11 protein-coding genes are annotated in these 13,992 nt (G+C 65.8%); 6 read left to right on the forward strand and 5 right to left on the reverse strand.

Features of this window, described 5'->3' with window-relative positions:
• Positions 1–87: 87 nt before the first annotated feature.
• Positions 88–1,086: an NAD(P)H-quinone oxidoreductase gene (locus ACM43_RS22380; RefSeq protein WP_157283734.1), complete on the reverse strand. Its 999-nt coding sequence runs from the start codon at positions 1,084–1,086 to the stop codon at positions 88–90.
• Positions 1,087–1,204: 118 nt separating this feature from the next.
• Here ACM43_RS22380 and ACM43_RS22385 point away from each other — a divergent pair, with 118 nt between their 5' ends.
• Entirely contained in the window at positions 1,205–1,396 is a 192-nt protein-coding gene (locus ACM43_RS22385; protein WP_035998277.1) for a DUF1192 domain-containing protein, read from the forward strand.
• A 584-nt stretch (positions 1,397–1,980) separates the two neighbouring features.
• Positions 1,981–2,490 (forward strand): protease adaptor protein RcdA, encoded by a 510-nt coding sequence (gene rcdA, locus ACM43_RS22390; RefSeq protein WP_035998279.1) that lies wholly within the window; start codon positions 1,981–1,983, stop codon positions 2,488–2,490.
• Positions 2,491–2,695: 205 nt separating this feature from the next.
• Here rcdA and rpmE read toward each other — a convergent pair whose 3' ends face one another.
• The gene (rpmE, locus tag ACM43_RS22395) at positions 2,696–2,923 is read right to left on the reverse strand and encodes a 50S ribosomal protein L31 (protein ID WP_027573780.1); all 228 of its coding nucleotides are present in this window, start codon (positions 2,921–2,923) and stop codon (positions 2,696–2,698) included.
• A 197-nt stretch (positions 2,924–3,120) separates the two neighbouring features.
• Here rpmE and ACM43_RS22400 point away from each other — a divergent pair, with 197 nt between their 5' ends.
• Entirely contained in the window at positions 3,121–4,971 is a 1,851-nt protein-coding gene (locus tag ACM43_RS22400) for an ABC transporter ATP-binding protein/permease (RefSeq protein WP_271542868.1), read from the forward strand.
• Between the two features lie 167 nt (positions 4,972–5,138).
• Here the strand turns inward: ACM43_RS22400 and ACM43_RS22405 are convergent, their stop codons facing one another.
• From ACM43_RS22405 to ACM43_RS22415, 3 genes are all read right to left on the reverse strand, one after another.
• Positions 5,139–5,585 (reverse strand): GNAT family N-acetyltransferase, encoded by a 447-nt coding sequence (locus ACM43_RS22405; RefSeq protein ID WP_271542869.1) that lies wholly within the window; start codon positions 5,583–5,585, stop codon positions 5,139–5,141.
• A 124-nt stretch (positions 5,586–5,709) separates the two neighbouring features.
• Positions 5,710–6,738: a peptidoglycan -binding protein gene (locus ACM43_RS22410; protein WP_128264247.1), complete on the reverse strand. Its 1,029-nt coding sequence runs from the start codon at positions 6,736–6,738 to the stop codon at positions 5,710–5,712.
• 156 nt (positions 6,739–6,894) lie between these two features.
• Positions 6,895–7,908 (reverse strand): hypothetical protein, encoded by a 1,014-nt coding sequence (locus tag ACM43_RS22415; RefSeq protein WP_036021706.1) that lies wholly within the window; start codon positions 7,906–7,908, stop codon positions 6,895–6,897.
• 167 nt (positions 7,909–8,075) lie between these two features.
• Here ACM43_RS22415 and ACM43_RS22420 point away from each other — a divergent pair, with 167 nt between their 5' ends.
• From ACM43_RS22420 to ACM43_RS22430, 3 genes are all read left to right on the forward strand, one after another.
• The gene (locus tag ACM43_RS22420; protein ID WP_271542870.1) at positions 8,076–9,095 is read left to right on the forward strand and encodes an SAM-dependent methyltransferase; all 1,020 of its coding nucleotides are present in this window, start codon (positions 8,076–8,078) and stop codon (positions 9,093–9,095) included.
• A gap of 265 nt (positions 9,096–9,360) precedes the next feature.
• Positions 9,361–10,518 carry an efflux RND transporter periplasmic adaptor subunit gene (locus ACM43_RS22425; protein WP_271542871.1) on the forward strand — a complete coding sequence of 386 codons (1,158 nt, stop codon included), beginning with the start codon at positions 9,361–9,363 and terminating at the stop codon, positions 10,516–10,518.
• 184 nt (positions 10,519–10,702) lie between these two features.
• Positions 10,703–13,864 (forward strand): multidrug efflux RND transporter permease subunit, encoded by a 3,162-nt coding sequence (locus ACM43_RS22430; protein WP_157283740.1) that lies wholly within the window; start codon positions 10,703–10,705, stop codon positions 13,862–13,864.
• Positions 13,865–13,992: the final 128 nt, after the last annotated feature.

Here is a 13,992-nt window from a genome sequence, read left to right on the forward strand (position 1 = left end):
GGACCGATGCGGTTCGGTGCGTCGCGATAGATGCCACGAAAGCGAGGAAAATCAAAGGGTTTCCGGCTTGCCCTGTGGGCCAGCGGCCTAGGCCTCCAACACAATTTTGCCAATATGTGCGCTCGTTTCCATGCGCCGGTGGGCGTCTGCCGCCTTTTCCAGCGGGAAAGTGCTGTCCATCACCGGCTTGACGCGGCCTTCGCGCAAAAGCGGCATCACTTTCTGCTCGATCGCGGCCACCATCGCCGCCTTGTCCGCATTACTACGGGGGCGCAAGGTCGAGCCGGTATGGGTCAGGCGCTTGACCATCACCTTGGCGATGTTGACGCTGACCTTGGGGCCGTTGAGGGTCGCGATCTGGACGATGCGGCCGTCGACCGCGGCGGCATCATAGTTGCGATCGACATATTCTCCGGCGACCATGTCGAGGATCAGGTTGACGCCAACGTTGTTGGTCTCCGCCTTCACCACGGCGACGAAATCTTCGGTCTTGTAGTTGATGGCGCGGTCGGCCCCCAGTTTGAGGCAGGCGTCGATCTTGTCCTGCGATCCCACGGTGACGAACACTTTCGCACCGAAGGCTTTGGCGAGCTGAATGGCCATGGTGCCGATGCCGGACGAGCCGCCATGGATCAGCAGCGTCTCGCCGGCCTTGAGGCCGCCGCGCTCGAACACATTGTGCCAGACCGTCATCAGTGTTTCCGGCAGCGCGCCGGCTTCCTTCATCGACAGCGCCGGCGGCACACTCATCGCCTGGGCGTCCTGGGCGATGCAGTACTGCGCATAGCCGCCGCCGGCGACCAGCGACATCACCTTGTCGCCGACCTTGTGCCGCTTGGCGTTGCTGCCGACCGCGACGACTTCGCCTGATATCTCGAGGCCGGGCAGGTCGCTGGCGCCGGGCGGCGGCGGATAGGCGCCGGAGCGCTGCGCCACGTCGGGCCGGTTGACGCCGGCAGCTTCGACCTTCACCAGGATCTCGTCGGGCCCGGGCTGCGGAACACTGCGTTGCTCCGGCACCAGCACCTCCGGCCCGCCGGGCTTGGAGATGGCGACCACGGTCATTTGCGCGGGCAGCTTGTCCATGATGTGTCCTTGAGCAAAAGTGCGGGAGGAAACGAGGCCCTTGCTTAGCCAGCGCGGTGCAGGCTGGCAACCGCCTCAGCGATGTGGTCCGACCCGCGGACGGAGAGGAGGAACGACGATGCCGATCGAAGACGACGACCGCCCGCGCAAGAAGATCAGTCATGAAATTGGGCAGGACCTCTCACTTTTGTCAGTGGAGGAACTGACCGAGCGCGTGGCGCTGCTCAAGACCGAGATCGCAAGACTGGAAGAAGCCGCCGCCAAAAAGCGCGCCTCGCGCGATGCGGCGAACAGTATTTTCAAGTCGTAGCAGTCGCCACACAGCCACTGTCGTCCCGGACGCGTGGGCCGGACTTTCTCCGTCTCGTCATTCCGGGGCGGCGCGTCAGCGCCGAGCCCGGAAATCCATAATCACAGGCTCTGCAAAAGGGCGCGCTAAGAGAGCCGGGCCGTTCCATCCGCTCGTGGTTATGGATTCCGGGCTCGCGACTTCGTCGCGCCCCGGAATGACGACGGAGACGTCTGTTCCCGCAGCACACTCGGCCACTGGCTCACATGACTAATGAACTCTGAAAAAATTAGCTCGTTTACTTCAGATTAAGCTTTCGGGTTTATGACTGGAACTGTCCTCGTTTGGACACCGAGTGGCTCCTGTCCACTCTGTTTGACGCCTCCCTGTTATCAACTTTCAAAGCCGCCGGTCTCCGGCGGCTCTTTTTTGCGTTCACTTGACCGGTTTGGGCCTCTCATCCCGGTTGCATTTGAAAGGATTGACCCGCGGAAACCATATCCGCGCTTGTCACTGGACTCCGCGTCCCGCCCGCGCAATGATTTGTTCATCATAAGCCGGCGCCAAAGCCGGGCAGTCAAACAGTTGCGTAAGAGGCGTTAACCATGGAACGTTTGCAGGCCGACGGCGCGCTCGTTCAGCTCAGTGAGCGATTCACCAATTCTGCGGCGTTCGGCAATTTGTTCCGTGAGGGGATGGACCTCGTCGAGGAGACCGCCGCCTATCTCGACGGCGCCGGCCGCGTCGAGGCCAAGGCGCTCGACCGCGCCGTCAGCCTCACCTATGCGACCGAGAGCATGCGCCTCACGACGCGCCTGATGCAGCTCGCCTCCTGGCTGCTGCTGCACCGCGCGGTCAAGGAAGGCGAGATGACGCTGAGCCAGGCCAATCGCGAGAAGACCAAGGTCAAGCTCACCGCCGCCGATCCCGGTCCCGCCGACACGATCGAGAAGCTGCCCGCGCAGCTTCAGGACCTGATCCATCGCTCGATGAGCCTGCAGACGCGCGTCCGCCGCCTCGACAGCACGATCCACACCCCGCCGGCCGAGCAGGCCACGATCGGCAACCCGCTGGTGCCGCATCTCAACGCGCTGAAGGCCGCGTTCGAGCGGTAGGGTCTATCAACAGTTCAAATCGTCATTCCGGGACGCGCCTCTTGGCGCGGGCCCGGAATCCATACTCCCGATCGTGGTTATAGATTCTCAGATGCGCAATTGCGCATCGTAGCTCGCGACTTCGTCGCGCCCCGGAATGACAGCCCCAAAACAAAAACGCCCCCGGTCTCCCGGGGGCGTTTTCGTCTCCAGCCTTGCGGCCGGCTCAATCCTTCTTGAGGAAGCCCGAAAACTTCTTCTGGAAGCGCGAGACGCGGCCGCCGCGGTCCATGATCTGGGCGGAGCCGCCGGTCCAGGCCGGGTGCGACTTCGGATCGATGTCGAGGTTCAGCGTGTCGCCTTCCTTGCCCCAGGTCGAGCGGGTCAGGTACTCGGTTCCGTCGGTCATGACGACCTTAATCGTATGATAATTCGGGTGAATTTCGGCTTTCATGGCAATTCCTCGGCGCTCCGGCGCCTTCTTGGGTGGCTCGCGAATGACGGATTTGGGCGGCTCTATACCTCACGAAACCCCGCAAAACAAGCCATGCCGGCGCGCTGGACCGGGTTTGCCCCTAAGGGACTTCCCGGATTTGCCACTACTTCTGCACCGGCCTATTGGGAGCAGATCAATGCAACGGGTCGGATCTCATGAGCGCAGTGGAACGGCTGGATGACCACGATGTCGAACGGCCCGCAATGAACGCCGCAGACACTCCCTCAATCGAGGCCGAGCTGATCGAAGCGCCGGCCAAGGGCCGCGCCAAGTTGCGGCCGCTGCTCGCGCTCGCGCCTTATGTGATCCGCTATCGCGGCCGGGCGGCGCTGGCCTTCGTCGCACTCACGATCGCGGCGTTGACCACGCTGCTGGTGCCGGTCGCGGTGCGCCGGATGATCGATTTCGGCCTGACGCCCGAGGGCATCGAGCTGATCAACAGCTACTTCTCGGTCATGCTCGCGGTCGTCGCCGTGCTCGCGATCGCCAGCGCCGCGCGCTACTACCTCGTGATGACGATCGGCGAACGCATCGTCGCCGATCTCCGGCGCGACGTCTTCGCCCATCTCTTGTCGCTCTCTCCCGCCTTCTTCGATTCCGCCCGCAGCGGCGAATTGATCTCGCGCCTCACTGCCGACACCACCCAGCTGAAATCGGCCGTCGGCGCCTCCGTCTCGATCGCGCTGCGCAATCTGATGATGTTCCTCGGCGCGACGGCGATGATGGTGATCACGAGCCCGAAGCTGTCGGGCTTCGTGCTGCTGGCCATCCCTTTGATCGTGCTGCCGCTGGTGGCGTTCGGGCGCTGGGTGCGGCGCCTGTCGCGTAATGCGCAGGATACGCTCGCCGATGCCTCCGCCTATGCGGGCGAATTGGTCGGCGCGATCCGCACCGTGCAGGCCTATACCAGCGAGCAATTTGCCGAGAAGCGTTTCGGCGGCGAGGTCGAGCAGGCCTATGAAGCCGCGCGCACCTCGACCCAGGCCCGCGCCGTGCTCACGGCGATCATCATCTTCATCGTGTTCGCAAGCGTGGTCGCGATCCTCTGGATCGGCTCGCATGACGTGCTCACCGGCGCGATCACGCCGGGCCGGCTCGGCCAGTTCGTGCTGTATGCGGTGTTCGCCGCGGCGGGCCTCGGCCAGCTCAGCGAGGTCTGGGGCGAGGTCTCGGCGGCATCGGGCGCGGCCGAGCGTCTGTTCGAGATCCTCCACGTCAAGCGCGAGATCACCGCGCCTGCGGCGCCGCTTTCGCTGCCGGTGCCGGCGCGCGGCGAGGTCGGCTTCGATCGGGTGAGCTTCGCCTATCCGGCGCGGTCCGACGTCAAGGTGCTCGATGCGGTGTCGTTCACCGTGCGCCCCGGCGAGAAGGTCGCGATCGTCGGTCCCTCCGGCGCCGGCAAGAGCACCATCTTTCATCTGCTGCTGCGCTTCTACGATCCGCGCAGCGGGACGATCTCGCTCGACGGCGTGCCGGTCAAGTCCGCCGCCCCGGGCGATTTCCGCGCGCGCATCGCATTGGTGCCACAGGAATCGGTGGTGTTCGCCGCGAGCGCCCGCGAGAACATCCGCTTCGGCCGGCCCGATGCGACCGATGCCGAGGTCGAGCGCGCTGCCGAGCTCGCCCATGCCGCCGAATTCATCCGCCGCCTGCCCGAAGGTTTCGAGACCGCGCTCGGCGAGCGCGGCGTGACACTGTCCGGCGGCCAGCGCCAGCGCATCGCGATCGCACGCGCCATCCTGCGCGACGCGCCGTTGTTGCTGCTGGACGAAGCCACCTCGGCACTCGACGCCGAAAGCGAGACGCTGGTGCAGACCGCGCTGGAAGAGCTGATGCGCCACCGCACCACGCTCGTCATCGCCCACCGCCTCGCCACCGTGCTCTCCTGCGATCGCATCCTGGTGATGGACCAGGGCCGGATCGTCGAGCAGGGCACGCATGCCGAGCTCGTCGCGGCGAACGGGCTCTATGCGCGGCTGGCGCGGCTGCAATTCGAGGGCGCGTGAGGGGCAGAGCGGCGTGAGGTCCTCGATTGCCGTCCCAATCACGGTGTCATTCCCCGCGAAGGCGGGGAATCCAGTACGCCGCGGCGTCTCGGTTCGATCACTGCCGTCTCTGGAATACTGGATTACCCGCCTTCGCGGGTGATGACAGCTCAGTTTGCGTTTGGCGATTACGCCCGCCACACCATCTTCAACACCGGCCGCCCCGAGGTGGGGTTCACATCGTCGCCCGCGTGGGCGAAGCCGTTGCGCTCGTAGAAGCGGATCGCGCGGGCATTGTCCTTGTTGACGAGCAGCGTGACGCCCGAGGGCGACACGCGCTTGGCCTCGTCCACCAGCAGCCTTGCCGCGTCGGAGCCCCAATGCGCGGGATCGACGACGAGCTGGTCGAGATAGCCTTCGCCGTCGATGGTGACGAAACCGACCAGCGCGCCGTCCTGCTCCGCCACCACGATCTGGGCCTTCGGCACCAGATCCCTCAGCCAGCGCTCGCGCCACCATTCGAGCCGTGCGGCGAAGTCGATCTGCGGATAGGCCTGCTGCCAGGTGCGATGCCAGAGATCGATCGCGACGGCTTCGTCTTCGGGTCGGTAAGGGCGGAGGTGGAGGGGGCTCATTTTACGAAAGTCGTCATGCCCGGGCTTGTCCCGGGCATCCACGCCTTTCTGTCGCGGCGGGCCAAAGATCGTGGATGGCCGGGACAAGCCCGGCCATGACGTTGAGGTCGTGTGTCCCTCACCACTACCGCTCCGTCAGCTTCAGCTCGATGCGGCGGTTGCGCTTGTAGGCCTCTTCTGTGTTGCCGGTATCGAGCGGCTGGAATTCGCCGAAGCCGGCCGCGACGAGGCGCTGGGCGGGCACGCCGAGCGAGACCAGATATTGCACCACCGAGATCGAGCGCGCTGCGGACAGGTCCCAGTTCGACTTGAAGTTCGCGCCGCTCACCGGCCGCAAATCGGTATGGCCGTCGACGCGCAGCACCCAGGGGATGTCGCTCGGGATCTTCTTGTCGAGCTCGATCAGCGCCGCTGCCAAGGTGTCGAGCTCGGCGCGGCCCTCGGGCAGCAGCACCGCTTGTCCCGTGTCGAAGAACACTTCGGACTGAAACACGAAGCGGTCGCCGACGATCCGGATGTCGGGGCGGTTGCCGAGGATGGCGCGCAGGCGGCCGAAGAATTCCGAGCGGTAGCGCGACAATTCCTGCACGCGCTGCGCCAGGGCGACGTTGAGGCGAGAGCCGAGGTCGGCGATGCGGTTTTGCGATTCCTTGTCGCGCTTCTCGGAGGCATCGAGCGCCTCCTCCAGCGCCGCCAATTGCCGGCGCAGCGCGCTGATCTGCTGGTTCAGCACCTCGATCTGCGCCAGCGCCCGCGCCGAGACCGCCTTCTCGGAGTCCAGCGCCTTGCCGAGCTCGGCGGTCTTGCCTTGCGCGTCGTTGCCGGCGGCAGCCAAGCCGTCATAGAGGCCCTTGATGCGGTCGCGCTCGGATTCGGCCGAGGCGAGCCCGGCTTTCAGCGACGAGACCTGGTCGTCGAGCGTGAGCTTGCCGAGCTTCTCCAGCGACAACAGCTCGTTGAGCTGGGCGATCTTGGCGTTGAGCTGCTCCAGCGCCTTGTCCTTGCCGGTGACCTCCTGCGACAGGAAGAACTGCACCACGAGGAACACCGACAGCAGGAACACGATCGACAGCACCAGCGTCGACAGCGCGTCGACGAAGCCGGGCCAGTAGTTGAGACCGCCTTCGCTGCGGCGGGCGCGGGCAAGGGCCATTTAGTTCTCCGCTTCTGCTCTCGTGTCCCGGACGCGGTGCAGCGTGCAACGCTGCTGCGCAGAGCCGGGACCCATTCCTCGTTTCTCTGGGCCCCGGCTCAGCAGCGCATCACTACGTGCTGCGCTGCGTCCGGGGCACGATGGTTCGGCGAGCCCTCAACTCTTCTCGGGCTGGCGCGCGATCCGCTCCAGCAGGCGGCGGATCTCGCGATTCTGCTCGCCCTGGCCGTCGGCCCATTCGCGGATCATCTGCTGCTCGGTGCGCATGTGCGAGACCAGCGCCTGGATGGCTTCGGCAAGGCTCGCCATCGCCGCGGTGGTGCCGCGGCCGGCGCTGCCTTCCTCGAGCACGGACCGCAGCCGTTCGACCGCGGCCTGAAGCTCGCCGCTGGCGACGCCGCCGCCGGTCGCGACAGGCGCCTCGCCGTTGCCATACTCGCGCACTGTGGTGGCGAGCCAGTCCTCGAGATCGGTGTAGAAGCGGTTCTGCGCCTGGCTCGATTGCAGATCGAGGAAGCCGAGGATCAGCGAGCCGGCAAGGCCGAACAGCGAGCTGGAGAAGGAGATGCCCATGCCGCCGAGCGGGGCGGCGAGGCCTTCCTTCAGCGTGTCGAACAGCGCCCCGGAATCGCTCCCGACCTTGAGCCCGTCGATCACCTTGCCCACCGAGCCCACCGTCTCGATCAGGCCCCAGAAGGTGCCGAGCAGGCCGAGGAAGACCAAGAGGCCGGTCATGTAGCGGGAGATGTCGCGGGCCTCGTCCAGGCGGGTCGCGATCGAATCGAGCAGGTGCCGCATCGTGGTCTGGGTGATGGTCATCCGCCCCGAACGCTCCCCGCCGAGGATCGCAGCCATCGGCGCCAGCAGCTTGGGGTGGCGGGCCGGCGCCAGGCCGGGATCGGCGACGCGGAAATTGTTGACCCAGGAGACTTCGGGATAGAGCCGGATGACCTGGCGGAAGGCCAGGATGATGCCGATGAACAGCACCCCCCCGATCAGGGCGTTGAGCCCGGGATTGGCGAAGAAGGCCTGGACGATCTGCTTGTAGAGCACCACGCTCACCAGCGTGCACAGCACCAGGAAGACCAGCATCCGCACCAGGAAGACGCTGGGCGAGGACAGTTTGGTGTACTCGATGTCCATGGTGGATCGGGAAGTGCCAGACCGCATGCCGGTATCATCCGTTACGTAAAGCTTGCTTGCGGCGCGCACTATGGCACAGCGCCGGCCCAAAAAAAGCGCCGGATGCGCCGATTTCGGGGACAGCTCGGGAACCCGGACCGGAAGCGGCGCTTTGATAGCCAAGTCTCTGCAGAAGTTCGCCATTCGGGGGGCGCATGAGCGTCGTTTCCGCGATCATCGGGACTGCCGAGCGCGTGCCGCTGCCGGACGTGGTGGTCCGCGCCGCGATCCAGCGCCTGTGCTCCCGCATGGCGACGCGCCTGTCCGGGCTCGGCCCCGGCGACGATGCCGCCTTCGCTGGGCGGATGATGCTACGGCCGATCGCCGAGGGCGCGGCAGCGGGCCATGACGAGGTGCCCGCGGCCTTCTTCGCCGACTTGCTCGGCCCCAAACGTAAATTCTCCTCCTGCTTCTACAAGACCGACGCGACCACCTTGCGGGAGGCGGAGGAGGAGGCGCTGCGCCAGACCGTCGAGCATGCCGGCCTGGCCGACGGCCAGGCCATCCTGGAGCTTGGCTGTGGCTGGGGCTCGCTGGCGCTGTGGGTGGCACGGCAGTTTCCGCACGCGACGGTGACGGCGGTCGCGGCCTCACAGGCTCAGCGTGCTTATGTCGAGGAGGAGGCGCGGCGGCGCGGACTGCTGAATCTGCGCGTGGTCACGGCCGACATGAACGTGTTCGCGCCCGAGGGCCAGTTCGACCGGATCGTCTCGGTCGAGATGTTCGAGCGGATGAGCAACTGGCGCAAGCTGATGACACGCGCGCGGTCATGGCTCGCGCCGGAGGGGCGGTTCTTCATGCACGTCGTCACCCACCGGTCCGGCTCGCATCTGCCTGACCCGGCCGATCGCGACGACTGGATCGCGCAATACGTCTACACGGGCGGGCTGATGCCGAGCCATCACCTCGTCAGGCAGTTCGACGATATCTTTGCCATCGAGAAGGAATGGTGCTGGAGCGGCACGCACTACCAGCGCACCGCCGACGACTGGCTGGCCAATTTCGATGCGCATCGCGACCCCATCGAAGTCTCCTTGCGCAGGGTCCACGGCGAGGAGACCGCTCTCTGGATGCGCCGCTGGCGCTGGTTCCTGCTCGGGACCTCGGGCCTGTTCGGTCACGCCGACGGAACGGAATGGGGCGTCAGCCATTACCGGATGAAGGCCGCCGAGTAATTGCGATGTTCGGCCGCACACGCGGCGGTGGAACTTAGATTCACAATCAAGTTACACCGCAAAAGATCTCTGATTTCAACAGGATAAGCTGTGTGACAATGAGCCGCCCGCGCCATGCGTTGCATCGCAGCAGATGCATTCTATCTTGGCGGCATCAGCCGCGTGCAAAAGGTCCAGAACGGGCTTCGCGCGAGCATGATCAGTTTCAACAATCGGGGCATCCCACTTCATGTTTGGAATTCGAGCGCGATCGGCATGCGTTGCAATGATGCTCGCGGCCCTTGCGCCGCTGCTGGGTGCTTGCGAGGAATCCAGTTCCGCGGTGTCCGCCGCCCAGGCGCCTGCCCCTGACGTCAGCATCGTTATCGTCAAGCCGCAGCCGCGCGCCGTAGTGCGCGAGCTGCCGGGCCGCATCGCCCCGACCCGGGTCTCCGACGTGCGGCCGCGCGTGTCCGGCATCGTGGTCGAGCGCCTGTTCCGCCAGGGCAGCGAGGTCAGGGCCGGCGATCCGCTCTACCGCATCGATCCGCGCCCGTTCGAGGTCGAGGTCATGGCCAACGAGGCCGCGCTGGCCAAGGCCGAAGCGGCATTGGCGCAGGCCAAGCAGCAGGCGCATCGTATCGCCACCTTGACCAGGGATCGCGCCGCCCCCGAAGCCGAGAACGAGAAGGCGATTGCGGCCGAACGCCAGGCCCATGCCGAGGTCGAGGGCCGCAAGGCCGAGCTCGCGCGGGCCAGGCTTAATCTCGACTACGCCACCGTGCGTGCGCCGATCGACGGCGTGGTCGGCGCGGCCCTCGTCAGCGAGGGCGCGCTCGCCGTGCAGAACGAGACCAATCTCGCCACCATCCAGCAGCTCGATCCGATCTATGCCGACTTCACCCAGTCGGTGACCGAGCTCAACCAGCTCCGCCGCGCCTTCGAGACCGGCGACCTCGATCGCATCGCCGCCGATGCCGCCAAGGTGCGCCTCGTGCTCGACGACAACACCATCTATTCGCTCGACGGCAAGCTGCTGTTCTCCGACGCCAAGGTCGACGCCCACACCGGGCAGGTGACGTTGCGCGGCGAGTTCCCCAATCCCAAGCGCGAGCTGCTCCCGGGCATGTATGTCCGGGTCCGCATCGACCAGGGTCTCGATTCCGACGCGATCGCGGTGCCGCAGCAGGCGATCCAGCGCAATGGCGGCGGCGGCAGCGAGGTGTTCGTCGTCAAGGACGACAATCACATCGCGGTGCAGCCGGTGCGCACCGGCTCGGTGCAGGACGGCCTCTGGTTCATCACCGAAGGCCTGAAGTCCGGCGACAAGGTCGTGGTCGAAGGCTTCCAGAAATTCGCGGCCGGCGACAAGGTCAAGCCGCAATCCTGGTCGGAGGCGGAAGCGACCGCAGACAACCGGCACGCTCAGCAGCTCACGCGGTAACGCTCCGCGCAGCAAGTGTCGTCCTTAACCTGAGGAGCCCGCTGCAAGCGGGCGTCTCGAAGGATGGCCGCGGGAGAGAGCCGGGCCTTCATGGTTCTCGCGGCGATGCGCGGCATCGTCCGGAGCGCGCGTTCCGCGCTCCTCACCATGAGGGTCTAACCGAACAACGAGGATAAAACGGCCAATGCCGAGTTTCTTCATCGACAGGCCGATCTTCGCCTGGGTGGTCGCGCTGTTCATCTGCTTGATCGGCGCGATCGCGGTGCCGCTGCTGCCGATCGCGCAATATCCGATCATCGCGCCGCCCTCGATCTCGGTCTCGACCAGCTATCCCGGCGCCTCGCCGGAAAACCTCTACAACAGCGTCACGCGGCTGATCGAGGAGGAGCTCAACGGCGCCGCCAACATCCTCAATTTCGAATCGACCAGCGACTCGCTCGGCCAGGTCGAGATCATCGCCAACTTCCAGCCGGGCACCGACACCAGTGCCGCCTCGGTCGAGGTCCAGAACCGCATCAAGCGCGTCGAGGCGCGCCTGCCGCGCGCGGTGATGCAGCAGGGCATCCTGATCGAGGAGGCCTCGAGCGCAGTGCTGCAGATCATCACGCTGAACTCGACCGACGGCAGCCTGGATGAAGTCGGCCTCGGCGACTTCATGATCCGCAACGTGCTCGGCGAGATCCGCCGCATTCCCGGCGTCGGCCGCGCCACACTGTACTCGACCGAGCGCTCGCTTCGTGTCTGGGTCGATCCGGCCAAGCTGGTCGGCTATGGCCTGACCGCCGACGACGTCAACAAGGCCATCACCGCGCAGAACGCGCAGGTCGCTTCCGGCAGCATCGGCGCCGAGCCGTCGACCTCGAACCAGCGCACCTCTGCGCTGGTGCTGGTCAAGGGCCAGCTCTCCTCGCCGGACGAGTTCGGCGCCATCATCCTGCGTGCCAATGCCGACGGTTCGACCGTGCGCCTGCGCGATGTCGCGCGCGTCGAGGTCGGCGGCCTCAGCTACCAGTTCAACACGCGCCTCGACGGCAAGCCGACGGCGGGCCTGTCGGTCCTGATGTCGCCGACCGGCAATGCGCTGGCGACCGCCAGCGCGGTCGAAGCCAAGATGAAGGAGCTGTCGCGCTTCTTCCCGGCCAACATCACCTACGAGATCCCCTACAACATCACGCCTGTGGTCGAGGCCTCGATCGAGAAGGTGCTGACGACGCTGGTCGAAGCCGTGGTGCTGGTGTTCGTGGTGATGTTCTTGTTCCTGCAGAACATCCGCTACACCATCATTCCGACCATCGTGGTCCCGGTGGCGTTGCTGGGCGCCTGCTCCACGCTGCTGCTCGCCGGCTATTCCATCAACATGCTCTCGATGTTCGGCATGGTCCTCGCGGTCGGCATCCTCGTCGACGACGCCATCGTCGTGGTCGAGAACGTCGAGCGCATCATGGCCGAGGAAGGCCTGCCGCCGAAGGAAGCGACGCGGAAAGCCATGTCGCAGATCACCGGCGCCATCATCGGCATCACGCTGGTGCTGATGGCGGTGTTCGTGCCGATGGCGTTCTTCCCGGGCTCGGTCGGCATCATCTATCGCCAGTTCTCCGTCACCATGGTCGCCGCGATCGGCTTCTCCGCCTTCCTGGCGCTGTCGTTGACGCCGGCGCTGTGCGCGACGCTGTTGAAGCCTGTGGCAAAGGGGCACGGTCATTCGACCAACTTCGTGTTCGGCTGGTTCAACCGCATGCTCGAAGGCGTCAAGGAACGCTATTCGCGCACCGTCGGCTTTTCGCTGAATCGCACCGGCCGCTTGATGCTGGTCTATGCCGCGCTGCTGGTCGGCCTGTCCTGGGCCTTCGTCAACCTGCCCGGCGGCTTCCTGCCCGTCGACGACCAGGGCTTCATCACCACGGACGTGCAGACGCCGTCGGATTCGTCCTATGCCCGCACCGAGGCCGTGATCGAGAAGGTCGAAAAATATCTCGCCGCGCGGCCGGGCGTCGACAACGTCACCTTCCTCACCGGCTTCAGCTTCTCCGGCCAGGGCATGAACACCGCCCAGGCCTTCATCACGCTGAAGGACTGGTCGGAGCGCGGGCCGAAGGACTCCGCTGCCGCGATCGTCAACGACGTCAACCGCGACCTGGGCTCGTCGATCCGCGACGCAAAAATCTCGGCGCTGCAGCCGCCGCCGATCGACAATCTCGGCAACTCCTCCGGCTTCTCGTTCCGCCTCCAGGATCGCGGCCAGAAGGGCTATCAGCAATTGATGCGCGCCGCCGACCAGCTGATCGCGGAGGCCAATGCCAGCCCGGTGCTGCAGAAGGTCTATATCGAAGGCCTGCCCGAGGCGGGCGTGGTCAATCTCATGATCGACCGCGAGAAGGCCGGCGCGTTCGGCGTCACCTTCGAGGACATCAACAACACCATCTCGACCAATCTCGGCTCGAACTACATCAACGACTTCCCGAACCGCGGCCGCATGCAGCGCGTCGTGGTGCAGGCGGACGCGCGCGACCGCATGCGGGCCGAGGACATCCTCAACTACAACGTCAAGAACAGCCGCGGCCAGCTGGTGCCGCTCTCGTCCTTCACCACGATCGAATGGGCGCGCGGCCCGACGCAGATCGCCGGCTTCAACTATTATCCGGCGGTACGCATCTCCGGCGAGGCCAGGCCCGGCTTCACCTCGGGCGATGCGATCGCCGAGATGGAGCGGCTCGCCGACCGGTTGCCGCGCGGCTTCGGCTATGAATGGACCGGACAGTCGCTGCAGGAAAAGCTGTCGGGCTCGCAGGCGCCGTTCCTGCTCGCCCTGTCGGTGTTCGTGGTATTCCTGTGCCTCGCCGCGCTCTACGAGAGCTGGACCATTCCGCTCGCGGTGCTGCTCACCGTGCCGCTCGGCATCGTCGGTGCGGTCACTGCCGCCATGCTGCGCGGCCTGCCCAACGACGTCTACTTCACGGTCGGCCTGATCACGATCATCGGCCTCGCCGCAAAGGACGCGATCCTGATCATCGAGTTCGCGAAAGACCTGCGGAAAGAAGGCAAGCCGCTGGTCGAAGCCACCATCGAAGCCTGCCGCCTGCGCTTCCGCCCGATTTTGATGACCGGCCTTGCCTTCATCTGTGGCGTGCTGCCGATGGCCATCGCCCACGGCGCCGGCGGCGCCAGCCAGCAGGCGCTCGGCAGCGTGGTGATGGGCGGCATGATCGCCGTGGTGATCCTGGCGCTGTTGATGGTGCCGGTGTTCTTCGTCTCGGTGCAGCGCGTGCTGGCGGGGGATCGCGAGCCGGCGCCGGCGCGGGACGCTGAAGCGCACGGCCGGCCGGCGCGGGCGCACACCGGCCACTGACGCTTCTCTCTGTCCTTCCGGGGCGTGCGAAGCACGAGCCCGGAATCCATCGGGCCGCGTTCACGGTCGATGAATGGATTCCGGGCTCGCGCCAAGAGGCGCGCCCCGGAATGACGGGGAATGTGGAG

This window comes from Bradyrhizobium sp. CCBAU 45321, from assembly GCF_028128975.1.
Taxonomy (GTDB): domain Bacteria; phylum Pseudomonadota; class Alphaproteobacteria; order Rhizobiales; family Xanthobacteraceae; genus Bradyrhizobium; species Bradyrhizobium yuanmingense.